This window comes from Xanthomonas sp. NCPPB 3174 (genome assembly GCF_056725205.1).
Genome location: NZ_CM161517.1, coordinates 3,574,432 through 3,597,053, shown reverse-complemented (window position 1 = coordinate 3,597,053; position 22,622 = coordinate 3,574,432). Strand labels below are relative to the sequence as shown.

The window sequence follows — 22,622 nt, the reverse complement described above, 5'->3', positions numbered from 1 at the left end:
CTCCCAGGACAAAAAGTGACCGAGCAAGTTGGCGTGGGCCGGAGGCGTCCGGCCCGGGAGGCATCGGCAGGGCGCCGTGCATGTCTGCGGGCTGTCCCGATCGCTGTCCTCGATGGCGTATCCGTCGACACGGCGGGGCATGCGCGGCATGTCCGGCGGCGGCGCCGTGGACATCCCCTTTCCGCTGCCCTGGCGCGCGAGAGACCGGGAGCGAGGATAGAAGCGACAGGCATTCCATTCCAATGAAGCATTTGCCGAGGGCTATCTCGTTTTGGAATGGATGTCGCGCGGCGCGTCGCGCTCCTCGCCACCCCACCCTCAGGCCGTGGTGGGCTGCGCCTGCAAGTCGAGCAGGGCGGCGGCCGCCGCGCCCAGGCCGCGTTCGCGGTGGCGCAGGACATGGAAGGTGCGTTCGGCCAGCGTCACCTCGATGCCCTGCAGGCGGCCGCTCTCCAGCCACGGCGCCGCGGCCAGTTGCGAGATCGCCGCCAGGCTGCGCCCGGCCTGCACCGCCGACAGCACCGCTTCGTTGGAGGGCAGGGATAGGGCCACGCGCAGGCGTTCCGGGGCGATGCCGGCATCGCGCAGCGCCGCCTCGAACGCCGAGCGCGTGCCCGAGCCAGGCTCGCGCATGATCCAGGTGCTGCCCGCGACCAGCCGCGCCAGCCCGGGGCGGCGGCGCGCGGCCAGCGGGTGGTCCGGTGCGGCCACCACGCGCAGCCGGTCGTGGTCCAGCGCCGAACTCAGCAGTTCGGGAGCCTGCACGCGGCCTTCGACGAAGCCCAGTTCGGCGCGTCCCTCGCGCACCGCGCGCGCCACGCTGTCGGTGTTGCCCACGCTCAGACGGATCTCGATCTGCGGATAGCGCGCATGGAAGGCCATCAGCCGGGTCGGCAGCCAATAGCTGGCCACGGTCTGGCTGGCGTGCAGGTCGAGGGTGCCGCGCAGCACGCCACGCCATTCGCTCAGCGCCAGTTCGGCCGCACGGCTGCGCGCCAGGATCGCCTTGGCGTCCTCGCAGAACGCCGCACCGGCCGCGGTCAGCACCAGGCCGCGGCCGACCCGGTCGAACAGCGCCACCCCGTACTGCTGCTCCAGCGCCTTGATCGCGGCACTGGCGGCCGACGGCGTGCGGTGCGCGGCCTGCGCACCCAGGGTCAGGTGCTGGCGCTCGGCCACCGCCACGAACAGGGCGAGTTGTTCCAGGGTCATGGGACGAATGTTCGGAGAGGCAGAATGAAGTGTGCACAATTATGCGATGGATCGGAACGGTCTGCGGGCGCAGCCTGTCGCCACTTCGATCCGGATCGCTCCACATGCACGCGCCACTGCATCGACCTTCGACGCTGCCGCCCGGGCTGGCCCTGGCCATCGGCGTGGCGGCCCTGGCCTGGCTGGCCGAGCGCGCGCAACTGCAATGGTTGGGCCGGCGCTGGATCGACGCGCTGGTATTCGCGATCGTGCTCGGCACCTTGCTGCGCACGGCGTGGCGCCTGCCGCGGTCCACGCACGCCGGCATCGCCTTCGCCGCCAAGCTGCCGCTGGAGCTGGCCATCGTGCTGCTCGGCGCCTCGGTCGGGATCGGTGCCATCGGTGCGGCTGGCGGCCTGTTGCTGGGCGCCATCGCCGCGGTGGTGCTGCTGGCGATCGCCCTCGGCTACGGCATCGGCCGCGCGCTGGGCCTGCCGTCGCGGCTGGCCACGCTGGTCGCGTGCGGCAATGCGATCTGCGGCAATTCGGCGATCGTGGCGGCGGCGCCGGTGATCGACGCCGACTCCGAGGATGTCGCTGCAGCGATCGCCTTCACCGCGGCGCTGGGCGTGCTGGTGGTGTTGCTGCTGCCACTGGCGGTGCCCGTGCTGGGCCTGGACCAGCGCCACTACGGCATCCTCGCCGGCCTGACCGTGTACGCGGTGCCGCAGGTGCTGGCGGCGACCGTACCGGTGGGCGCGCTGAGCGCGCAGGTCGGTGCGCTGGTCAAGCTGATGCGGGTGCTGATGCTCGGGCCGGTGATGCTGCTGCTGGGGCTGGTGCGTGGTGGATCATCAACACAGCGGCGCCCGACGCACGCGCTGGTGCCGTGGTTCGTGTTCGGCTTCGTCGGCATGATGGGCCTGCGCGCGCTGGGCGTGCTGCCGGCGTTGCTCATCGAAGCGGCGCAGTCGCTGTCGCTGCTGTTCACCCTGGTGGCGATGGCCGCGTTGGGACTGTCGGTGAATCTGCGCACGGTGCTTGCGTCCGGCGGCCGCGTCTTGGCGGCCGGCACGCTGTCGCTGCTGGCACTGGCCAGCCTCAGCGTATTGCTGCTGCGCTGGTTGCCCTAGCGACGTGGGAGCGGTATCAAGCGCCGCTGTCACCATGGATGCGGCCGCTCTCGCCGGCCCGGTACAGCGTGCCCTGCGCATTGCGGGCCGGTTGCGCCTGCCGCTGCTGTTCGCTGCGCAGGGCCGAGAGCCGGTCGGCCAGGCGCGGCAGCAAATGGGTCATTGCCACGTTGGCGCTGGCCAGCAAGCCGACCTTGACGTCGCGTCCGCCGTGCTCGGCCGCGTGCAGGATCGCCTCGGCCACACGCAGCGGCGCGATCATCGGTTTTGGCAGCGTCGGTTCCTCGTCCAGGTAGTTGCGCGCATGCTGCGGATACGGGGTGTTCACCGCGGTCGGCTGGATCAGCACCACCGACAGCGGCGCATCGTCCAGGTGCTCCAGTTCGATCCGCAGGGTGTCGGTGAAGCCTTTGACTGCGTGCTTGGACGCCGCGTACATGCCCTGCAGCGGAATCACGGCCTCCGACGCCTCGCTGCCGAGGTTGACCAGGCTGCCGCGCGAGGCCAGTAGATGCGGCAGCGCCGCCATCGATCCATGCACCACGCCCCAGAAGTTCACGTCGAACAGGCGCCGGCTGTCGCGCTCGTCCACGTCGGCGAGCTTGCCGTAGATCGCCACGCCGGCATTGTTCACCCAGGTGTCGATGCGGCCGAAGTGCCGGATCGCCGTCGCCGCGGCCTCGTCCAGCTGTGTGCGCTCGGCCACGTCGGCGACTACCGCGATCGCCTCGCCGCCTGCATCGCGGATGGTCTGTACGGTCGCGTCGAGGACGCCCTGGCTGCGCACCACCAGCACCACGCGGGCGCCGCGCTCGGCGGCCAGCAGCGCGGTACACAGGCCGATCCCGCTGGAGGCACCGGTGATCACGATCACCTGTTGCGCGAGTGGGAGATGTCGTTGTGGCATGTGCTGCGCTCCACAGTGGGGCGCTCCAGGGTGGGCCATGGCGCGTCGCGCGATGTGATGTGCGGATCGTGGTGGCGTCAAGCGCCGCGGGCGTCGCCCTCATCGATGCGCAGCAGTCGCGGCTTCGGCGATTTCTTTGCGTTTGCAGCATTTCGCACCGCCTGCACCCGCGTTCAACCATGCACTCACGGTGGGCTGCGGAGCATGGCGGCTCCTGTCATGCAAAGGACATTGTCATGCGTAGCTACCGTTCCGGTCTCTCTCTGGCGCTGATGTCGGTTCTCGGCGTCGGCCTTGCTCATGCGCAGACCGATACGTCCGGCCAGGCCGGCAGTGCCGGCCCCGGCGCGATGCAGCAGCAAACGCCGTCGACGTCTGCCGCGCAGACGTCGACCGGCATGCAAGGCGCGCAAGGCGCGCGCGCGTCCGCGCTCAACGAAAAGCAGGCGCTCGGCGTGCTGTCGGCGATCAACACCAGCGAGGTCAACGCCGGCAACCTGGCCTTGCAGAAGCAGGTCAAGGGCCCGGTGCGCGACTACGCCATGCAGATGGTCAAGGAGCACTCGGACAACAACGCCAAGATCGCGCCGTGGGGTCCTGATGCGAAGGCCGCGCCGGCGCAGCAGCAGATGCAGAAGGCCAAGGCGGAGGCCGGCAAGCTGCAGGCCCTGGACGGTGATCGCTTCGAGCAGGCCTATGTCATGGCGATGGTCAAGGATCACCAGGCCGCCCTGCAGATGCTCGACAGCACCCTGATCCCCGCCGCGAAGACCCCGGACGTGGCCGCGCATCTGCGCACCACGCGCACCCACGTAGCCGAGCACCTGGCCAAGGCGCAGCAGCTGCAGAGCGCCGGCACGTCGCCGGCCGGTTCCACCCGCTGAGCCGCGCTGCGGGTCGCGGCAGGAGGCGCCGTGACCCGCTCCGCGAACGAACATTCCTGTCCTGTCAGGAGCTTCCCATGCGCGAATCTTCGGCGACCGATGCGCCCGTCACCCTGGACGGTACGCGCCTGGTGCGCACTCTCAGCATTCTCGGCGAACCCCACCAGATCCTCGATGCCTGGTGCGACATGGGCGTCCAGCAGCAGGTGCTGGCAGGCCTGGCAGACCTGCAATCCGGCGACGGCTACGCCTCGCAATGGCGCCTGCGCCTGCCGCTGGACCGCCATCTCGACGTGGATTACCGGCGCGGCGAAGTCCACCTCGGGGAATCGGTCAGTTATGCCGGCAGTGGCGAGCATGGACTGCAACTGCAGACCACGCTGAGCGTGCGTGCCGCGCCGGATGGCTTCGGCTGCGAAACCACCTTGGCGCTGGAGTATCGCGTCGAGGGCGATATCGTCGCGCAGGCCGTGGCAAAGCTTGTAGGTGCGGCCCCGGATGCGCTGATCGGTAAGGTGCTGCACCGCTTCAAGGCCTGGATCGAGTGCGGCGAAGTGCCGACGTTGCGCGACAACCCGTCCGCGCGCGGCCGCGATCACCACGAACACTAGGAGTCCGCCATGCGCGCACTGTGCTGGAACGGCGTCAACGATCTGCGGGTGGAAACGGTTCCCGATCCGCGTATCGTCAATCCACGCGATGTCATTCTCAAGGTGGGCCTCAGCACAACCTGCGGTTCGGACCTGCATTTCATCGACGGCTATCTGCCGACGATGCGCGAAGGCGACATCATCGGCCACGAATTCATGGGCGAGGTGGTCGAGATCGGACCGAACGTGCGTAACCTGCGCGTCGGCCAGCGCGTGGTCGTGCCCTCGTTCATTTCCTGCGGCGAGTGTTGGCACTGCGGGCGCCAGGAATTTTCGCTGTGCGACAACACCAACCCCAACTGGGAGATGCAGGAGCCGCTGCTTGGCTATCCGACCGCCGGCATCTATGGCTACACCCACGCCTTCGGCGGTTACGCCGGCTCGCACGCGGACTTCATCCGCGTGCCGCATGCCGACGTCGGCTGCTTCGCCATCCCGGAGGAGGTGGACGACGAGGATGCGTTGTTCCTGTCCGACGCCGGTCCCACCGGCTTCATGGGCGCTGACTTCTGCGACATCCAGCCCGGCGCCACCGTGGCGGTGTGGGGCTGCGGCGGCGTGGGACTGATGGCGCAGCAGAGCGCGCGGCTGCTGGGCGCCGAGCGGGTCATCGCCATCGACCGCCTGCCCGAGCGCCTGGCGCTGGCGCGCGACGTGTTGGGCAACGAAGTGATCGACTACAGCGCGGTCGACAGTGTGGTCGAGATGCTGCGCGAAATGACCGGCGGACGCGGCCCCGATGCCTGCATCGATGCGGTCGGTATGGAAGCGCACGGCACCGGCCTCGGTCATGCCTACGACCGGGTCAAGCAGGCGCTGCATCTGCACACCGATCGCGGCCAGGCGTTGCGCGAGGCGATCCTGGCCTGTCGCAAGGGCGGTACGCTGTCGATCCTCGGTGTCTACGGCCTCATGGACAAGTTCCCGCTGGGCGCGGTGATGAACAAGGGCCTGACCGTGCGCACCGCGCAGCAGCATGGCCAGCGCTACGTGCCGCGCCTGCTCGAACTGGCCCGCAGCGGTGCGTTCAAGACCCGCTTCCTGGCCACGCACCGCATGCCGCTGGACGACGCGGCGCGCGGCTACGAGATGTTCAAGCACAAGCAGGACGGCTGCGTGCGCGCGGTGTTCGTTCCGGGGCAGGCGGCCGTACCCGCGGTGTAATAGTCTCCGCGCAGGCGGCGGCCTAAGGTAGCGGCCATCTTCCTCCGCATCGCCGCCGGGTCGCCCCATGGGCCACGATCACAGCCACGCCCCTACCGAAATCCGCCACGAGCGCCCCCTGTGGTGGGCGCTCGGCCTCACCGCGCTGTTCCTGGTGGTGGAGGTCGCTGGCGCCTTCCTCACCAACAGCCTGGCGCTGCTGTCCGACGCCGCGCACATGGCGACCGATACGCTGGCGCTGATGATCGCGCTGATCGCGGTGCGGCTGAGCCGGCGCCCGCCCGATGCCAAGCGCAGCTACGGTTACGCGCGGCTGGAGGCGCTGGGCGCGCTGGTCAACGGCGCGCTGCTGTTCGTGGTCGCCGGCTACATCCTGTGGGAGGCGGTGCAGCGCTTCCGCCAGCCGCAGGAGATCGCCACCGTCGGCATGCTCGGCATCGCCGCGTTCGGCCTGCTGATCAACCTGATCTCGATGCGCCTGCTCAAGGCCGGCAGCGGCGAGAGCCTCAACATGAAGGGTGCCTACCTGGAAGTGTGGAGCGACATGCTCGGCTCGGTGGCGGTGATCGTCGGCGCGCTGGCGATTCGCGTCACCGGCTGGAAGCTGATCGATCCGATCCTGGCGGTGCTGATCGGCCTGTGGGTGCTGCCGCGGACCTGGGTGTTGCTGCGCGAAGCGGTCAACGTGCTGCTGGAAGGCGTGCCCAAGGGCGTGGACCTGGATGCGGTGCGCGGTTACCTGCAGGCGGCGCCGGGCGTGGCCAGCGTGCACGACTTGCACGTGTGGGCGCTGGCCTCCAGCACCCCGGCGCTGACCGCGCACGTGGTGGTGGCCGATGGTGCCGACGCCGACGCAGTGCGTGCCGCGCTCTGCGATGGCCTGCATGCGCAGTTCGACATCGACCACATCACCCTGCAGATGGAAGCCGGCCATTGCGGCGCCACGCCGTGCGGCGCGCCGGCGGCGGGCGAGGGTGGTGGCCACGGTCATCACGGGCATGGTCATGACGATCATGCACATGCGCATGGGCATCGCACCCATGGGCATGCGCACGGGCATTCGCATCCGTAACTGGCGCTGCTGCGCGATGACGTTCGTGCAGGCGCAGCGCGCGTCTTTCGTTGGGAGTTGGTCGCCGGCGTTTACCGGCAATGCCGGCCGCGGTTGAAACCGCTCCTACATGTAATCGCCAGAGCGCCTCAGACCACCGGTTCGCGCAACGCCGGCGACTCCCAACCCGGGCGCGGCGCGAAACGCTCGCCGTAGCGTGTGTGCAGGGCGCGCAGACGCGCCAGCAGGACATCGGCGCCGGCAGCGCGGATGTATTGGATCGGGCCGCCGCGGAACGGGGCGAAGCCGGTGCCGAAGATCACGCCGGCATCGAGCAGGTCGGCATCGGCGACCACGCCTTCGTGCAGGCAGGCCACCGCTTCGTTGAGCAGCGGCAGGATCAGGCGGTCTTCCAGGTCGTCCGGTGCGCGGTAGTCCTTCGGCAGTTCGGGCTTCTTGGCACGGCCGTTCTCCCACGCGTACAGGCCCTGGCCGTCCTTCTTGCCGCGCTTGCCCGGCTCCACCGTCTGCAACGCCGCCGGGATCGGCAGGCCCAGGAACGGCGCCAGTTCGGCGCCCACGCCGGCGGCCACGTCCAGGCCCACGGTGTCGATCAGTTCGATCGGCCCCATCGGCATGCCGAACTTGACCGCGGCCTTGTCGATCGCCGGGCCGGGAATGCCTTCGGCATAGGCGGTGGCCGCTTCCAGCATGTACGGGAACAGCACGCGGTTGACCAGGAAGCCCGGCGTGCCGGCCACCGGCACCGGCAGCTTGTCGATCGCCTTGCAGAAGGCGGCCAGCCGCTTCTGGTTCTCCGGCGCCAGGCCGTCGTGGCAGACGATCTCCACCAGCGGCATCTGCGCCACCGGGTTGAAGTAGTGCAGGCCGCCGAACTGCGCCGGGCGCTGGATGTGCTCGCGCAGTTCGGTCAGCGGGATCGAGGAGGTGTTGGTGCTGAGCAGCGCATTCGGCTGCATGCGCGGTTCCAGGGACTGATACAGCTCGCGCTTGGCCTGCGGGTTCTCGATGATCGCCTCGATCACCAGGTCGGCCGTCGGCACGCCGTCGCCGGCCAGGTCGCCCTTCAGGCGCGCCGCCACCGCCGGGCGCTTGCTGTCGTCCTTGACCCGCTTGGCGAACAGCTCCCCGGCGCGGCTCAGCGCACCGTCGATGAAGCGCTGCTCGCGGTCCTGCAGCGTCACTTCGAATCCCTTGTAGGCCGACCAGGCGGCGATGTCGCCGCCCATCACGCCGGCCCCGACCACGTGCACGTGGCGGATGCCGTGGTCCTTGCCGCCCAGCGCCTTGAGCCGCTCGGTGAGGAAGAAGATGCGGATCAGGTTGCGCGCGGTCGGGGTGCTGGCGAGTTTGACCACCGCCTTGCGCTCGGCGTCCAGGCGCGCCTGGATACCGCTGCCGCCGCTGCGTTCCCATACCCCGATCAGTGCGTATGGCGCCGGGTAGTGTTCCTTGCGCGCCTTGCGCGCCACCTGCTTGCGCATCTGCGGCGCCAGCAGCTTGCGCGCCGGCCAGGTGTTGGTGGCCCAGGCGGTGGCGCGCTGCTTGAAGGGACGGGCGGTGCCGGACAGCGCCAGCGCCACCGCGGTGTCGGTGAGCACCGCCGGTGCGGCAACCTTGTCGACCAGGCCCATCGCCCGCGCCGCCGAAGCGGACACGGTACGCCCGGTGAGCATCAGGTCCATCGCCGCCGGCGCGCCGATCAGTCGCGGCAGGCGCGCGCTGCCGCCCCAGCCGGGGAAGATGCCGAGCTTGGTCTCGGGCAGGCCGATGCGGGTGGCCGCATCGCTGGAGGCGACGCGGTAGCGGCAGGCCAGGGCGATCTCGGTGCCGCCGCCCATGCAGAAGCCGTGGATCGCCGCGACCGTGGGGCAGGGCAGCTCGGCCAGTTTCTGGAAGGTGGCCTGGCCGCGGCGGATGGCGTCGTTGACGGTGCCGCGGCGGTCGAATTCCTGGAATTCCTTGAGGTCGGCGCCGGCGATGAAGCCATTGTCCTTGGCCGAGCGGATCACCACGCCCTTGGGCGGATCGATGGCGATGCGCTCGAGCAGATTGCCGAGCTCCAGCAGCACGTCCTGCGACAGCGCGTTGACGGGCGCGTCCTGGCGGTCGAGGCTGAGCACGACGACGCCGTCGCCGCGGATATCCGCTTGCCAGTGACTGAATCGGAGCCCGTCGAAGCCTGAAAGCATGGGGAGGACCATCCGCTTGTGTATGGAGAAGATCGTTATCATCCAGAGGTTGTTTCCGTCGCGTCAAATCCCAATGCAGGGGAATTGAGGCGCGTCCCGCGACCGCTGGCCTTGCGCCAGCCTAACGGAACGCCGGTTAACGTCGTGGGGCGGCGATCCGCTGAGGGGCGCTGAACTTTTTTCCGAATTGGCGGTCAGAGGGTCCGACGTAGGTTGGGCTGACAGGAGTGCGGCCCGCTATGGCCGATGTCGAAACACCCCAGGAGCTGGACCTGGAACTGGTCCGGCGTGTGCAGCGCGGCGAAAGCGCGGCGTTCGATGTGCTGGTGCGCAAGTACCAGCACCGGATCGTCGGCCTCATCGGGCGCTACATCGCCGACTGGAGCGAATGTCAGGACGTGGCCCAGGACACTTTCATCCGCGCCTACCGCGCGATCGGGAGTTTCCGCGGCGACGCCCAGTTCTCCACATGGTTGCACCGGATCGCCGTGAACACCGCCAAGAACTACCTGGTCGCGCACAACCGCAGGCCGCCCACCGACGACGTCGACGTGCTCGATGCCGAGCAGTTCGACAGCGGCACCCGGCTGCGCGACACCGACACGCCCGAGCGCGAGCTGATGCGCCAGGAACTGGAGCGCACGGTGATGAAGGCGGTCGACGCCTTGCCGGAAGAGTTGCGCACCGCCATCACCCTGCGCGAGGTGGAGGGCATGAGCTACGAGGACATCGCGCAGAAGATGGGCTGCCCGATCGGTACCGTGCGTTCGCGGATCTTCCGCGCCCGCGAGGCCATCGACGCCGAACTCCGTCCCCTGCTGGATACCGACAGCGCCACCCGTGAGCGACACCGCGTATGACCGATAGCACGCCCTTTCCCAAGCCAGTGCCGGCGCCCGACAGCGCAGCGCCGGACAAGTTCGAGCTGCACTACCGGCAGCAACTGTCCGCGCTGATCGACGGCGAACTGCCGGCCGACGAAGCGCGCTTCGTGCTGCGCCGGCTGCAGCACGATGAGGAATTGTCCGGCTGCCATGAGCGCTGGCAGCTGTGCGGCGACATTTTGCGCGGCCGTGTCAGCGTGCCGGCGCCCAGCGATTTCAGTGCCCGCGTGCGCCAGGCGGTGGCCGCCGAAGCGCAGCAGGCCGCGCGTGCCGATGCGGCCAGCGCCGCCGGCAAGCGCCGCAACTGGCGCTGGGGCGGGAGTGCGGCCCTGGCCGCCTCGGTCGCGGTGCTCGCGCTGTTCGTGACCCAACGCCTGCCGCAGACGCCCGAGGCGTTGCCGCCGGCGCAGGTCGCCGATGTCGCCGCGCCCACCCCGGCGCCTGCCGCCACCACACCCCAGGTTCCGACGCCCGCGCCGGCGCCCGCCGATCCGCAGGGCGATCTCGCCGCAGCCGTCGCCGCCGCGCCGGCGATGGCGATCGCCGCCAATCGTCGCCAGGAGGCGGCCGCGGCGGCGCGGCGCGAGGCTGCCCGTAGCGAACAGGCGGTACGCACCCGCAACGCCCCGGCCGAGCGCGCCTACGCGGCCGCGGCACCCGCCAAGCCGCAGGCCAAGGCGTCCGCACAGACCCCGTTCGTGGCGCCGGTCGCCGCGCCGACCATGGTCGCGCAACGCGCCAACGATCCGTTCGGGCACCCTGCAACGCCGTTGCAGGCCCGGCCGTGGCCGCGCTCGACCCTGCCGGCCGCCGACGGCGGTGAATTCACCGCCAGCTTCCCGCGCAGCGGCGCGGATCCGGCGGCGTTCTATCCGTTCGAACCCCGGCTGCCTGCCGACGCGGCGACCAACCCGCCGCCGCAGCAGCCCTGAACCCGCGCGCCGGTTTCTCGTCCCGGCGCGTGGTCCCCGTTGCTTCGTCCCCTCGTTCTTCCCCTTCCCGAACCGGAGGCTCGCGTCCGATGACTCACCGTATCCGCCACCATCTGTTGGGCCTGCTGGCGCTGACCGTGCCGTTGGCTGCCTGTGCGCAGCAGCCCAGCCCCAGTGCCGCCAGCGCCCCGCCGCCGGCTGCGCAGTCCGCGCCGGCGCCGCAGTTGGTCGGCAACCTTCCCGACTTCACCCGGCTGGTCGAGCAGGTCGGCCCGGGCGTGGTCAACGTCGAGACCACCATCAGTCGCCGCGCCGCGGCCGCGCGTTCGGGCGGCGGCATGCCCGACGACGACCAGATCCCCGAGTTCTTCCGCCGCTTCTTCGGGCCGGACGGCATGCCGGGCGTGCCCGGGCAGCCGCGCGGCGGCGCGCCGGACGACGATGGTCCCGCGGGCCGCTCGATGGGCTCGGGCTTCATCATCTCGCCCGATGGCTACGTGCTGACCAACCACCACGTGGTCGACGGCGCCAGCGAGGTCAAGGTCAAGCTCACCGACCGCCGCGAGTTCACCGCCAAGGTGGTCGGCAGCGACCAGCAGTACGACGTGGCGCTGCTGAAGATCGACGGCAAGAACCTGCCGACGGTGCGCATCGGCGATTCCAACCTGCTCAAGCCCGGCCAGTGGGTGGTGGCGATCGGCTCGCCGTTCGGCCTGGATCACTCGGTCACCGCCGGCATCGTCAGCGCCACCGGCCGCAGCAATCCCTACGCCGACCAGCGCTACGTGCCGTTCATCCAGACCGACGTGGCGATCAACCAGGGCAATTCCGGCGGCCCGCTGCTCAACACCCGCGGCGAGGTGGTCGGCATCAACTCGCAGATCTTCTCCGCTTCCGGCGGCTACATGGGCATCAGCTTCGCGATCCCGATCGACCTGGCGATGAGCGCGGTCGAGCAGATCAAGAAGACCGGCAAGGTCACCCGCGCCCAGCTCGGGGTCATGGTCGGCGCCATCGATTCGCTGAAGGCGCAGGGCCTGGGCCTGCCGGATACGCGCGGCGCCCTGGTCAACCAACTGGTGCAGGGCAGCCCGGCGGCAAAGGCCGGGCTGGAAGTGGGCGACGTGATCCGCACGGTCAACGGCACCGAGATCGGCGCCTCCAGCGACCTGCCGCCGATGATCGGCGCGATGCAGCCGGGCGCCAAGGTGCGCCTGGGCATCCTGCGCGACGGCAAGCCGCGCGAGCTGACCGTGCAGCTGACCGCGCTGGCCGACGACGCCCAGCCCAACGCCGGCCCGGTGGTGGGCGACAGCGCCGCCCCGGCCACCGGCGCCAATGCGCTGCTCGGCATCGACGTGGCCGACCTGGACGCCGCCACCCGCCAGCAGTTGGGGGTGGAGCCGGGCAAGGGCGTGCGCATCACCGCGGTGACCGGCCGCGCCGCGCGCGACGCGCAACTGGTGCCGGGCATGGTGATCCTGCAGGTCGGGCGCGCCCCGGTCGGCAGCGTGGCGGCCCTGAACCAGCAGCTGAGCGCCTACAAGAAGGGCGACGTGGTGATGCTGCTGATCCGCGTGCGCGACACCACCAGCTTCGTCGCGGTGCGCGCCGGCGGCTGATCCCGCGCGCCCGGCGGAGGCCGGGCGCCATCCCGGGCGCCGATCCAGACGGGTCGGTACCCCGGGGCAGGGGCGAATCCGGCGGCCGTCACCAGCGGCCGCCGGCCATGCGATAATGGCCCGTTATCCTGACGACGGTCCTGGCCGCCGCCCACCTCATGTCCTCTGATTCGATGCGGAACATCCGCAACTTCTCCATCATCGCCCACGTCGACCACGGCAAATCGACCCTGGCCGATCGCATCATCCAACTCTGCGGCGGCCTGCAGGCGCGCGAGATGGAAGCGCAGGTGCTCGACTCCAACCCGATCGAGCGCGAGCGCGGCATCACCATCAAGGCCCAGTCCGTGTCGCTGCCGTACACCGCGCAGGACGGGCAGGTCTACCACCTGAACTTCATCGACACTCCCGGCCACGTCGACTTCTCCTACGAGGTCAGCCGCTCGCTGGCCGCCTGCGAGGGCGCGCTGCTGGTGGTGGACGCGGCGCAGGGCGTGGAGGCGCAGTCGGTGGCCAACTGCTACACCGCGGTGGAGCAGGGCCTGGAAGTGGTGCCGGTGCTGAACAAGATCGACCTGCCCACTGCCGACATCGACCGCGCCAAGGCCGAGATCGAGGCGGTGATCGGCATCGACGCCACCGACGCGGTGGCGGTCAGCGCCAAGACCGGGCTGAACGTGCGCGACGTGCTGGAGGCGATCGTGCACCGCATCCCGCCGCCGGTGCCGCGCGACACCGACAAGCTGCAGGCGCTGATCATCGACTCCTGGTTCGACAACTACCTGGGCGTGGTCTCGCTGGTGCGGGTGATGCAGGGCGAGATCAAGGCTGGCGACAAGCTGCTGGTGATGTCCACCGGCCGCACTCACCAGGTCGACAACGTCGGCGTGTTCACGCCCAAGCGCAAGGTGCTGCCGGCGCTGCGCGCGGGCGAGGTGGGCTGGGTCACCGCCAGCATCAAGGACGTGCACGGCGCGCCGGTCGGCGACACCCTGACCCTGGCCGGCGACCCGGCGAGCAAGCCGCTGCCGGGCTTCCAGGAAATGCAGCCGCGCGTGTTCGCCGGCCTGTTCCCGGTCGATGCCGAGGACTACACCAACCTGCGCGAGGCGCTGGACAAGCTGCGCCTGAACGACGCGGCGCTGCGCTTCGAGCCGGAAAGCTCCGAGGCGATGGGCTTCGGCTTCCGCTGCGGCTTCCTCGGCATGCTGCACATGGAGATCGTGCAGGAGCGCCTGGAGCGCGAGTACAACCTGGACCTGATCAGCACCGCGCCGACCGTGGTCTACGAGGTGCTGAAGACCGACGGCAGCATCATCAGCATGGACAACCCGGCCAAGCTGCCGCCGGTCAACATGGTCGAGGAGATCCGCGAGCCGATCATCCGCGCCAACATCCTCACCCCCGAGGAATACATCGGCAACATCATCAAGCTGTGCGAGGAAAAGCGCGGCAGTCAGATCGGCATCAACTACCTGGGCAGCCAGGTGCAGATCAGCTACGAACTGCCGATGGCCGAGGTGGTGCTGGACTTCTTCGACAAGCTCAAGTCGGTCAGCCGCGGCTACGCCTCGCTGGACTACCACTTCGTGCGTTTCGACACCGGCCCGTTCGTGCGGGTGGACGTGCTGATCAACGGCGACAAGGTCGATGCGCTGTCGCTGATCGCGCACCGCAGCCACGCCGACCGCCGCGGCCGCGAACTGTGCGAGAAGATGAAGGACCTGATCCCGCGGCAGATGTTCGACGTGGCGATCCAGGCCGCGATCGGCTCGCAGATCATCGCCCGCACCACGGTCAAGGCGATGCGCAAGAACGTGCTGGCCAAGTGCTATGGTGGCGACGTCTCGCGCAAGAAGAAGCTGTTGGAAAAGCAGAAGGAAGGCAAGAAGCGCATGAAGCAGGTCGGCCGCGTGGAAATCCCGCAGGAAGCCTTCCTGGCTGTGCTGCAGATGGATAAGTAGCCGGGATTGGGGATTCGGGATTGGGGATTGGCCAAGGCAGGTGCGCCTGCCGCCGTCCCGTTCTTGCGAATCCCATATCCCCAATCCCAAATCCCGTTCCGAAGGAACCCGAATGAAATGGTTTGAAATCGCGCTGGTGGTCCTGACCTTCGCCACCGGCATCATCACCCTGCTGGACAAGCTGTTCTTCGCCAAGCGCCGCGCCGCGCGCGCCGGCCTGCTCGACAGCGAGCCGGTGATCGTCGACTACTCGCGGGCGTTCTTCCCGGTGCTGGCGGTGGTGCTGATCCTGCGCAGCTTCATCGCCGAGCCGTACAAGATCCCGTCCAGCTCGATGATGCCGAACCTGCTGGTCGGCGATTTCATCCTGGTCAACAAGTTCTCCTACGGCTTCCGCCTGCCGATCACCAACCAGAAGATCATTCCGGTCGGCGAGCCCAAGCGCGGCGACGTGGTGGTGTTCAAGCCGCCGCACAAGCCGGACGAGAACTGGATCAAGCGCGTGATCGGCCTGCCGGGCGATCGCATCGGCTTCCACGGCGACACCCTGTACATCAACGGCACGCCGATGAAGTACAAGGTCATGGGCGAGTACGTCGGCAAGGGCAAGGGCGCGGAAATGACCGGTGCCACGCTGCTCACCGAGTACCTGCCGGGCCGCACCCACACCGAGCTGGAGTGGATCGACCGCAACAATCCGGCCGGCCAGGGCGACTGGGTGGTGCCGCCGGGCAAGTACTTCGTGATGGGCGATAATCGCGACAACAGCGAGGACAGCCGGTTCTGGACCCAGACCCATTTCCTGCCTGAGGAGAACCTGCGCGGCAAGGCGTTCCTGATCTGGCTCAATTGCGAAGGCTGGTTTTGCAGCGGCAGTTTCGATCCGTCGCGGATCGGGACGACCATTCAGTGACTTGCGTGAGGGGAAGCGCGATGAAGCACAAGCAAAGTGGCATGACCTTGACCTCGTTCGTGATCGTGCTGGCGGTGGTCGGATTCTTCGTCTACATCGGCATGAAGCTGTTCCCGATGTACATGGAGTTCTATGCGGTGCGCTCGGCAATGAAGGGCCTGGCGACCGAAGCCGGCAGCGCCGAGATGGATCCGTCGCAGGCCAAGGCCTCGCTGTTCCGGCGCCTGGACATCAACAATTCGGACAACGTCAAGCCCGGCGACGTCACCTTCGAGCGCACCGACACCGGTGTGAAGATGCACGTGGCCTACGAAGTGCGCCGCCCGCTGATCGCCAATCTGGACGTGGTCGGCAAGTTCGACGCCACCCAGGACCTGACGACGCGTGGTGGCCAGTAAGACCATCCTGCGCGGTGACCGCATCGGTCACCGCTTCGCCGAGCCGCAGTTGCTGGCGCAGGCGCTGACCCATCGCAGTGCCGGCGCGCCGCACAACGAACGTCTGGAATTCCTCGGCGACGGCATCGTCAACCTGCTGATCGCCGAGGCGCTGTACCAGCGCTGGCCCAAGGCCGACGAGGGCGCGCTGACCCGTGCCCGCGCCGAGCTGGTGCGCGAGGCCTCGCTGGCCGCCATCGGCCGGCAACTGGAGTTGGGCGAACGTCTGACCCTGGGCCCGGGCGAGATGAAGTCCGGCGGCCATCGCCGCGACTCGATCCTGGCCGATGCGGTGGAGGCGGTGGTTGCGGCGATCTACCTGGACGCCGGCTTCGAGACCTGCCGCGCCACCATCCTGCCCTGGTTCGAGGCCGCGCTGGCGGCGCTGCCGGTCGGCAAGGTGGAGAAGGACGCCAAGACCCGCCTGCAGGAATGGCTGCAGGCCCGGCAGCGGACCCTGCCGGCCTACGAACTGATCAGCGAGACCGGCGACGACCACGCCAAGCTATTCCGGGTACGCTGCGTACTCGCCGAGCCCGCCCTGGTGACCGAGGGCGAGGGCACCTCGCGGCGCCTGGCCGAGCAGCAGGCCGCCGCCGCCGCCATCGAGCAACTGGATTCGAGCAAGTGAACGAACAAGCCACTCCCCCTTACCGCAGCGGCAGCGTGGCCGTGATCGGCCGCCCCAACGTGGGCAAGTCCACCCTGACCAACGCCCTGGTGGGCGCCAAGGTCAGCATCGTCTCCAACCGGCCGCAGACCACCCGGCACCGGCTGCTGGGCATCGCCAGCTTCCCGGCCGGGCAGCTGCTGCTGGTCGATACCCCGGGCCTGCACCGCGAGCAGAAGCGCGCCATGAACCGGGTGATGAACCGCGCCGCGCGCGGCTCGCTGGAAGGCGTGGACGCCGGTCTGCTGGTGATCGAGGCCGGGCGTTGGGACGAAGAGGACACGCTGGCGTTCAACGTGCTCAGCGATGCCGGCATCCCGGTGGTGCTGGTGGTCAACAAGGTCGACCGGCTCAAGGACAAGACCGCGCTGCTGCCGTTCCTGCAGCAGGTCAGCGAGGGCCGCAGCTTCGCCGCGGTACACCCGATCTCCGCGCTCAAGCGCAAGGGTCTGGAAGCGCTGGTGCGCGACCTGCTGGCATTGGTGCCGGAAGCGCCGCCGATGTTCGGCGAAGACGAGATCACCGACCGCAGCCAGCGCTTCCTGGCCGGCGAACTGGTGCGCGAGCAGTTGATGCGCCAGCTCGGCGAGGAACTGCCGTACGCGACCACCGTGGAGATCGAACGCTTCGCCGAGGACGGCGCGCTGCTGCGCATCGGCGCGGTGATCTGGGTCGAGCGCGAAGGCCAGAAGGCGATCGTGATCGGCAAGGGCGGCACCCGCCTGAAGGACATCGGCGCCAAGGCCCGCCAGCAGATGGAGCGCCTGTTCGGCGCCAAGGTGTTCCTGGAGACCTGGGTGCGCGTGCGCGAGGGCTGGTCCGACGACGAGGCGGCGCTGAAGGCGTTCGGGTACGGGGAGTAAAGCCGGGATTCGGGATTCGGGATTCGGGATGACCAGCCTTCGGCTGTTGGGAGCCGGGATTCGGAAGTTCCGCTAGATCGTCATAGGTATGGCGTTTTTGTAGGAGCGGCTTCAGCCGCGACAGGCTGTCCCGGTGACGCGCGTCGCGGCTGATCCCACAAAAAGGGGACAAGAGCCGCTCCTACAAAAGGCGCGGCCATTTCATTGCTTGGCCTCATTCAATTCGTTACAGCACCGCTTCCGGCATCCCGCTTCCCGCGCACGCGTTCCGTTCCCTGACCGCCGCTTCTGCGAATCCCCAATCCCCACTCCCGAATCCCCGCCTTGATCGAGCACGAACCCGGTTTCGTCCTGCACGCCCGGCCCTGGCGCGAGACCAGCCTGCTGGTGGAGGTGCTGAGCGTGCACCACGGCCGGCTCGGGGTGCTGGCGCGCGGCGTGCAGGGGCCGAAGAAGCAGGCCTTGCGCGCGGCGCTGCAGCCGCTGCAGTCGATCCGCTTCAGCGCGCAGCGCCGCGGCGAACTGGCGCAACTGCGCACGGCCGAGGCGCTGGATGCGGCGCCGCGGCTGAGCGGCGAGGCGATGCTGGCCGGCTTCTACATCAACGAACTGACCCTGCGCCTGGCCCCGCGCGACGACCCGGCGCCGGACCTGTACCTGGCCTATGCGCGGGTGCGCGCACGGCTGGCGGCCGAGGCGCCGCTGGCCTGGTCGCTGCGCTGCTTCGAGCGCGATCTGCTGGAGGCGCTGGGCGTGGGCTTCGACCTGCGCCACGACGGCGACGGTGAGCCGATCGACCCGGCCGCGCGCTACGTGCTCGACGCCGAACACGGACCGCGCCGGTTGTTAAGCGACCGCGGTCACGACCAGCGCAGCGGCATGGCCACCGGCCGCGCGCTGCTGGCCCTGGCCGACGACACCGAACCGGTCGCCGAGGATCTGCCCGGCCTGCGCCGCGGCATGCGCGTGGTGCTGCTGCATCACCTCGGCGGCCGCGGCCTGAAGTCCTGGGAAATGGTCGAGGACCTGGCACGGCAGCGCAGCGCCGCCACCGCGGCGCCGGAGGCGGCACTCCGCGCGGCGACGCCCGACGCGGACGCCGGTCTGGAGTCCACATCCGACGCGATGGCGGAGTCCACGGTGGAAGCGGCGAAGGTGCCGCCGTCCGCGGCGTCGTGATCGCGCCGGATCGGCGTCGCGAGCGCCGCGGCCATAAGGGCACCCAGGCGACCGCACACGTCACCAGATGCACGTTTTTCTGTAGGAGCGGCTTCAGCCGCGATGGCCGTTCCCGGTAACGCCTGTCGCGGCGGAAGCCGCTCCTACGAGAACTTTCGTGACGTTTGAATCAATGACGGCAGGTGGGCGAGGGCGGCCGCGGCCTGCACCGCCCTGGCAACGCCCGGGAGCGCGCGGATCGCAACCGAAGCCGCGTCCCCCCCCCCAGCCCAAGCGGACGCCGATCGGCATCCCCAATCCCCAATCCCCAATCCCGAATCCCGAATCCCGGCATTCAGTGCAACAACGCCGCCACCGCCTCGCTGAACTGGTGGCGGGCCTGCGAGGAGGCCGGGTCGCCATGCAGTTGACGCACGGCGCGCGCCAAGCGCGCGGCGCCGACGAAGCCGCAGCTGGCCTGCAGCCGGTGCAGATGGTTGCGCACGGTCTGGTCGTCGCTGAGCTGCAGGGCCGAGGCGACCGCGTCGCGGGTGCCGGGCAGCTCGGCCAGGAACAGCTCGCGCAGCGCGATCAGATGTGCGCGCTCGCCGTTGAGCGCGGCCAGCGCGGTGGTCTCGTCCCAGTCCAGGGTCGGCTCGGCAGTCCCCGGCGTGCCGCCGGAGTGGCCGCGCGCCAGCAGCCGGCGCACCGATTGCAGCAGGCGTTCGGTGCTGAGCGGCTTGAGCAGCACATCGGCAAACCCGGCATCGAGCAGCTGCGCGCGAACGGTGCCGCTGGCGTCTGCCGTGTGCGCCAGCCCGAGGGTGCCGGGGCGCTGCCGCTGCAACTGGCGCAGCAGGTCGCTGCCGCTGCCGTCGGGCAGGTTGGCGTCGATCAGCCACAGGTCGTGGGCCTGCGTCTGCGCGCGGTCGAGGGCGCTGGCGACGGAGTCGGCCAGGTCCACCTGCGCCGGCAGCGCCTGCAGGGTCGCGTCGAAGAAGGCGCGGCTGATCGGGTCGTCTTCGACGAGCAGCAGTCGCGTTACCGGGTCCTGGGTCGATGCCATGCTGATGCCTCCATGCGGCGTGGTCGCATCCCGCGCGGCGGCGCGCGTGCGTGCGCCACTTTGCCTCGCCGGCGCGGCAATCGCAAGCCGGTCCCGGCCCGGCCCATCTGCGACAATAGCCGCCCTTTTCCGCCCGCAGCCTGTTGCCACGTGGCCCGATCCAGAAACCGTCTCGACCGTACGCCCTTCCAGACCGACATCGCCGACCTCAGCCACGATGGCCGCGGCGTGGCCCGCCGCGAGGGCGACAAGGTCGCCTTCGTCGCCGGCGCGCTGCCTGGCGAGACCGTCCTGGCCGAACCGACCGCGCGCAACCGCCACTTCGACGAGGCGCGCACCGTGCAGGTGCTGCAGGCCTCGCCGCAGCGGGTGACGCCGCGCTGCCCGCATTTCGGCGTCTGTGCCGGCTGCGTGCTGCAGCACCTGGCCGAGGACCAGCAGATCGTCGCCAAGCAGCGGGTGCTGACCGAGAACCTAGAGCGCATCGGCCACGTGACCCCGCAGGCGGTGCTGCCGGCACTCACCGGCGCGCCCTGGGGCTACCGGCGCAAGGGCCGCTTCTCGGTGCGGCGGGTGGAAAAGAAGGACAAGACCCTGGTCGGCTTCCGCGAGCAGGACCCGCGCTTCGTCGCCGATCTGTCGGTCTGCCATACGGTGATCCCGCAGATCGGCTTCAAGGTGACCGCGCTGGCGGAGCTGGTCGAAAGCCTGGACGGCAAGCGCGACATCCCGCAGATCGAGTTCATCGCCGGCGACGCCGCGGTGGCGCTGACCTTCCGCCACATGCAGCCGCTGAGCGCGCGCGACCAGGATGCGCTGATCGCCTTCGCGCAGGAACACGACTTCGCCATCTTCCTGCAGCCCGGCGGCGTGGACAGCGTGCATCCGCTGTATCCGCAAACCGTGCCGCTGTCGTTCCGGTTGCCGCAGTGGGACGTGGAGCTGGCGTTCCGGCCGCTGGACTTCATCCAGGTCAATGCCGCGCTCAACGAGAAGATGATCGCGCACGCGCTGGCGCTGCTCGACGCGCAGCCCGGCGACCGCGTGCTGGACCTGTTCTGCGGCCTGGGCAACTTCACCCTGCCGCTGGCGCGCACCGTGTGCGAGGTGGTCGGCGTGGAAGGCGACGCCGGGCTGGTGGCGCGGGCGCGGGACAACGCGCAGCGCAATGGCCTGGACAATGCCCAGTTCTTCGCCGCCGACCTGACCCAGGACCAGCGCCAGGCGCCGTGGATGCGCCAGGGCTTCGACAAGCTGCTGCTGGACCCGCCGCGCTCCGGCGCGCTGGAGGTGCTGCAGCAACTGCCGCTGAAACAGTTCCAGCGCATCGTCTACGTCAGCTGCCATCCCGGCTCGCTGGCGCGCGACGCCGGCTACCTGGTCAACGAACAGGGTTTCGAGCTCAAGGCCGCCGGCGCGATGGACATGTTCCCGCATACCGCGCATGTGGAGAGCATTGCGGTGTTTGAAAAGCCGTGATTCGGGATTGGGGATTGGGGATTTGCAACGGCGCATCCGCGCGCTGGCTTATGCTTTCACCAATCCCGAATCCCCACTCCCCAATCCCATGCCCTTAGAAATCGAACGCAAATTCCTGGTGACCGGCGACGGCTGGCGCGCTGCCGCGCATGCGGTGATTCCGATGGCGCAGGGCTATCTCAACGACCAGGCGGCGCTGGCCAGCGGGGCGCAGAAGGCGTCGGTGCGGGTGCGGGTGCAGGGTGAGGCCGCGTTCCTCAACCTCAAGTCGCGCGAGCTGGGGCATACCCGCCAGGAGTTCGAGTATCCGATTCCGCTGGACGATGCGCGCGCGCTGCTGGCGCTGTGCGTGGGCGGGCTGATCGACAAGCGCCGGCATCTTGTGCAGTACCAGGGCCACCTCTGGGAAGTGGACGAGTTCCTCGGCGACAACGCCGGGCTGGTGGTCGCCGAGATCGAGCTGGACAGCGCCGACGAGGCGTTCGCCAGGCCGGACTGGCTCGGCGCCGAAGTCACCGACGATCCCCGGTACTACAACGTGGCGCTGGCGACGTGTCCATTCTGCGAATGGACGGGATTGGGGAGTCGGGATTAGGGATTGGCAAAAGCGGGCCAGCTGCAGCGATTCGGCTTATGCTTTTGCGAATCCCTAATCCCGAATCCCGAATCCCGAATCCCCGCTCATGCGCATCGATATCTGGTCCGACGTGGTCTGCCCCTGGTGCTGGATCGGCAAGCGCCGCTTGCAGCAAGGTCTTGCATCGCTCGGCGCGGACGCGCCGGCGCTGGAGGTCCACTGGCATCCGTATCAGTTGGACCCGGACGCCGGCACCGAGCCGGTGCCGTTGCGCGAGGCCTATGCGGCCAAGTTCGGCGGTGCGGCGCGCACCGAGCAGATCCTGGCGCAGACCCAGGCCACCGCGCGTGCCGAAGGCCTGCCGTTCGACTTCGGCCGCGGCCAGGTGCGGGTGACCACGCTGCCGGCGCACCGGCTGCTGTGGCTGGCCGCGCGCGAGGGCGACGTCGACGCGGTCGCCGAAGCGCTGTTCCATGCGCACTTCGCCGAGGGTCGCAACCTCGCCGATGCGCAGACGCTGTGCGATGCCGGCGCCGCGGGCGGGCTGCCGGCGGCGCGGGTGCAGGCGCTGCTGGCCGGCGACGAGGGGCTGGACGAGATCGAGGCGGAATTGCAGCAGGCGCAGGCAATGGGCATCCGCGCGGTGCCCACCTACGTCATCGATGGCCGCCAGGCCTTGCAGGGCGCGCAGCCGCCGGAGGTGTTCGCGGCGACCGTGCGCGGCCTGCTGGCCGACGCCCAGGCGGGCCGCGATTGCGGTCCGGACGGGTGCGCGGTCTAGCGCGTCGCCGCGGCGAGCGGTGACGACCGCCGGCGTCGCGCTGAGACGTGCCGCAGTCCGGGCGATTGCGGCTGCGGCGCCTC

21 protein-coding genes are annotated in these 22,622 nt (G+C 69.5%); 17 read left to right on the top strand and 4 right to left on the bottom strand.

The annotated features are described in order from the left end of the window. Positions 1 to 318: 318 nt before the first annotated feature. Positions 319 to 1,212 carry a LysR family transcriptional regulator gene (locus AC1PK7_RS15580; protein WP_481098721.1) on the bottom strand — a complete coding sequence of 298 codons (894 nt, stop codon included), beginning with the start codon at positions 1,210 to 1,212 and terminating at the stop codon, positions 319 to 321. Positions 1,213 to 1,316: 104 nt separating this feature from the next. Between AC1PK7_RS15580 and AC1PK7_RS15575 the strand changes: the two genes are divergently transcribed. Further along, positions 1,317 to 2,324, top strand: coding sequence for a YeiH family protein (locus AC1PK7_RS15575; RefSeq protein WP_481098720.1), 1,008 nt, complete (start codon positions 1,317 to 1,319; stop codon positions 2,322 to 2,324). A 16-nt stretch (positions 2,325 to 2,340) separates the two neighbouring features. On the opposite strand, the gene AC1PK7_RS15570 is transcribed toward AC1PK7_RS15575, so the two are convergent. Next, entirely contained in the window at positions 2,341 to 3,231 is an 891-nt protein-coding gene (locus AC1PK7_RS15570; RefSeq protein ID WP_481098719.1) for an SDR family oxidoreductase, read from the bottom strand. Between the two features lie 272 nt (positions 3,232 to 3,503). Between AC1PK7_RS15570 and AC1PK7_RS15565 the strand changes: the two genes are divergently transcribed. From AC1PK7_RS15565 to AC1PK7_RS15550, 4 genes are all read left to right on the top strand, one after another. Then, positions 3,504 to 4,115, top strand: coding sequence for a DUF4142 domain-containing protein (locus tag AC1PK7_RS15565; RefSeq protein ID WP_481100910.1), 612 nt, complete (start codon positions 3,504 to 3,506; stop codon positions 4,113 to 4,115). Positions 4,116 to 4,192: 77 nt separating this feature from the next. After that, on the top strand, positions 4,193 to 4,726 hold the full coding sequence (locus tag AC1PK7_RS15560; RefSeq protein ID WP_481098718.1) for a hypothetical protein: 534 nt from the start codon (positions 4,193 to 4,195) through the stop codon (positions 4,724 to 4,726). Between the two features lie 9 nt (positions 4,727 to 4,735). Further along, on the top strand, positions 4,736 to 5,929 hold the full coding sequence (locus tag AC1PK7_RS15555) for a zinc-dependent alcohol dehydrogenase (RefSeq protein WP_481098717.1): 1,194 nt from the start codon (positions 4,736 to 4,738) through the stop codon (positions 5,927 to 5,929). A 67-nt stretch (positions 5,930 to 5,996) separates the two neighbouring features. After that, entirely contained in the window at positions 5,997 to 7,001 is a 1,005-nt protein-coding gene (locus tag AC1PK7_RS15550) for a cation diffusion facilitator family transporter (RefSeq protein ID WP_481098716.1), read from the top strand. A gap of 128 nt (positions 7,002 to 7,129) precedes the next feature. On the opposite strand, the gene AC1PK7_RS15545 is transcribed toward AC1PK7_RS15550, so the two are convergent. Beyond that, positions 7,130 to 9,193 (bottom strand): 3-hydroxyacyl-CoA dehydrogenase NAD-binding domain-containing protein, encoded by a 2,064-nt coding sequence (locus tag AC1PK7_RS15545; RefSeq protein WP_481098715.1) that lies wholly within the window; start codon positions 9,191 to 9,193, stop codon positions 7,130 to 7,132. Between the two features lie 239 nt (positions 9,194 to 9,432). On the opposite strand from AC1PK7_RS15545, the gene rpoE reads away from it, so the two are divergent. The 9 genes from rpoE to recO all read left to right on the top strand — a co-directional run bounded on the left by rpoE (position 9,433) and on the right by recO (position 18,657). Continuing rightward, the gene (rpoE, locus tag AC1PK7_RS15540) at positions 9,433 to 10,053 is read left to right on the top strand and encodes an RNA polymerase sigma factor RpoE (RefSeq protein ID WP_010340494.1); all 621 of its coding nucleotides are present in this window, start codon (positions 9,433 to 9,435) and stop codon (positions 10,051 to 10,053) included. Continuing rightward, positions 10,050 to 11,009, top strand: coding sequence for a sigma-E factor negative regulatory protein (locus AC1PK7_RS15535; protein ID WP_481098714.1), 960 nt, complete (start codon positions 10,050 to 10,052; stop codon positions 11,007 to 11,009). Before rpoE ends, AC1PK7_RS15535 begins: the two co-directional genes overlap by 4 nt. Before the next feature lie 89 nt (positions 11,010 to 11,098). Further along, positions 11,099 to 12,631, top strand: coding sequence for a DegQ family serine endoprotease (locus AC1PK7_RS15530; protein WP_481098713.1), 1,533 nt, complete (start codon positions 11,099 to 11,101; stop codon positions 12,629 to 12,631). A gap of 173 nt (positions 12,632 to 12,804) precedes the next feature. Next, a complete protein-coding gene (gene lepA, locus AC1PK7_RS15525; RefSeq protein ID WP_019800425.1) occupies positions 12,805 to 14,595 on the top strand; it encodes a translation elongation factor 4 in 1,791 nt (596 codons plus the stop codon). 112 nt (positions 14,596 to 14,707) lie between these two features. Then, complete coding sequence (gene lepB, locus AC1PK7_RS15520; RefSeq protein ID WP_010340595.1) at positions 14,708 to 15,508, top strand: signal peptidase I; 801 nt, start codon at positions 14,708 to 14,710, stop codon at positions 15,506 to 15,508. Between the two features lie 20 nt (positions 15,509 to 15,528). Further along, complete coding sequence (locus AC1PK7_RS15515; RefSeq protein ID WP_010340596.1) at positions 15,529 to 15,906, top strand: DUF4845 domain-containing protein; 378 nt, start codon at positions 15,529 to 15,531, stop codon at positions 15,904 to 15,906. Further along, complete coding sequence (gene rnc, locus AC1PK7_RS15510) at positions 15,896 to 16,576, top strand: ribonuclease III (protein ID WP_026143959.1); 681 nt, start codon at positions 15,896 to 15,898, stop codon at positions 16,574 to 16,576. Before AC1PK7_RS15515 ends, rnc begins: the two co-directional genes overlap by 11 nt. Then, positions 16,573 to 17,478: a GTPase Era gene (era, locus tag AC1PK7_RS15505; protein ID WP_010340598.1), complete on the top strand. Its 906-nt coding sequence runs from the start codon at positions 16,573 to 16,575 to the stop codon at positions 17,476 to 17,478. Before rnc ends, era begins: the two co-directional genes overlap by 4 nt. A gap of 315 nt (positions 17,479 to 17,793) precedes the next feature. Then, positions 17,794 to 18,657, top strand: a complete 864-nt coding sequence (gene recO / locus AC1PK7_RS15500) for a DNA repair protein RecO (RefSeq protein WP_481100909.1) — start codon at positions 17,794 to 17,796, stop codon at positions 18,655 to 18,657. Positions 18,658 to 18,991: 334 nt separating this feature from the next. Here recO and AC1PK7_RS15495 read toward each other — a convergent pair whose 3' ends face one another. Further along, on the bottom strand, positions 18,992 to 19,708 hold the full coding sequence (locus AC1PK7_RS15495; protein WP_481100908.1) for a response regulator transcription factor: 717 nt from the start codon (positions 19,706 to 19,708) through the stop codon (positions 18,992 to 18,994). Between the two features lie 144 nt (positions 19,709 to 19,852). On the opposite strand from AC1PK7_RS15495, the gene rlmD reads away from it, so the two are divergent. From rlmD to AC1PK7_RS15480, 3 genes are all read left to right on the top strand, one after another. After that, positions 19,853 to 21,181, top strand: a complete 1,329-nt coding sequence (gene rlmD / locus AC1PK7_RS15490; RefSeq protein ID WP_481098712.1) for a 23S rRNA (uracil(1939)-C(5))-methyltransferase RlmD — start codon at positions 19,853 to 19,855, stop codon at positions 21,179 to 21,181. Between the two features lie 88 nt (positions 21,182 to 21,269). Then, entirely contained in the window at positions 21,270 to 21,776 is a 507-nt protein-coding gene (locus AC1PK7_RS15485; protein ID WP_481098711.1) for a CYTH domain-containing protein, read from the top strand. 88 nt (positions 21,777 to 21,864) lie between these two features. Next, the gene (locus AC1PK7_RS15480; RefSeq protein ID WP_481098710.1) at positions 21,865 to 22,539 is read left to right on the top strand and encodes a DsbA family oxidoreductase; all 675 of its coding nucleotides are present in this window, start codon (positions 21,865 to 21,867) and stop codon (positions 22,537 to 22,539) included. Positions 22,540 to 22,622 lie beyond the last annotated feature (83 nt).

Coding starts and splice junctions, on each gene's coding strand:
- AC1PK7_RS15565 (WP_481100910.1), top strand. CDS start 3,504: ATGTCGGTTCTCGGCGTCGGCCTTGCTCATGCGCAGACCGATACGTCC.
- AC1PK7_RS15515 (WP_010340596.1), top strand. CDS start 15,529: ATGAAGCACAAGCAAAGTGGCATGACCTTGACCTCGTTCGTGATCGTG.
- lepA (WP_019800425.1), top strand. CDS start 12,805: ATGCGGAACATCCGCAACTTCTCCATCATCGCCCACGTCGACCACGGC.
- AC1PK7_RS15580 (WP_481098721.1), bottom strand. CDS start 1,212: ATGACCCTGGAACAACTCGCCCTGTTCGTGGCGGTGGCCGAGCGCCAG.
- rpoE (WP_010340494.1), top strand. CDS start 9,433: ATGGCCGATGTCGAAACACCCCAGGAGCTGGACCTGGAACTGGTCCGG.
- AC1PK7_RS15545 (WP_481098715.1), bottom strand. CDS start 9,193: ATGCTTTCAGGCTTCGACGGGCTCCGATTCAGTCACTGGCAAGCGGAT.
- AC1PK7_RS15550 (WP_481098716.1), top strand. CDS start 5,997: ATGGGCCACGATCACAGCCACGCCCCTACCGAAATCCGCCACGAGCGC.
- lepB (WP_010340595.1), top strand. CDS start 14,708: ATGAAATGGTTTGAAATCGCGCTGGTGGTCCTGACCTTCGCCACCGGC.
- AC1PK7_RS15530 (WP_481098713.1), top strand. CDS start 11,099: ATGACTCACCGTATCCGCCACCATCTGTTGGGCCTGCTGGCGCTGACC.
- AC1PK7_RS15480 (WP_481098710.1), top strand. CDS start 21,865: ATGCGCATCGATATCTGGTCCGACGTGGTCTGCCCCTGGTGCTGGATC.
- AC1PK7_RS15575 (WP_481098720.1), top strand. CDS start 1,317: ATGCACGCGCCACTGCATCGACCTTCGACGCTGCCGCCCGGGCTGGCC.
- AC1PK7_RS15485 (WP_481098711.1), top strand. CDS start 21,270: ATGCCCTTAGAAATCGAACGCAAATTCCTGGTGACCGGCGACGGCTGG.
- AC1PK7_RS15535 (WP_481098714.1), top strand. CDS start 10,050: ATGACCGATAGCACGCCCTTTCCCAAGCCAGTGCCGGCGCCCGACAGC.
- AC1PK7_RS15560 (WP_481098718.1), top strand. CDS start 4,193: ATGCGCGAATCTTCGGCGACCGATGCGCCCGTCACCCTGGACGGTACG.
- AC1PK7_RS15555 (WP_481098717.1), top strand. CDS start 4,736: ATGCGCGCACTGTGCTGGAACGGCGTCAACGATCTGCGGGTGGAAACG.
- AC1PK7_RS15570 (WP_481098719.1), bottom strand. CDS start 3,231: ATGCCACAACGACATCTCCCACTCGCGCAACAGGTGATCGTGATCACC.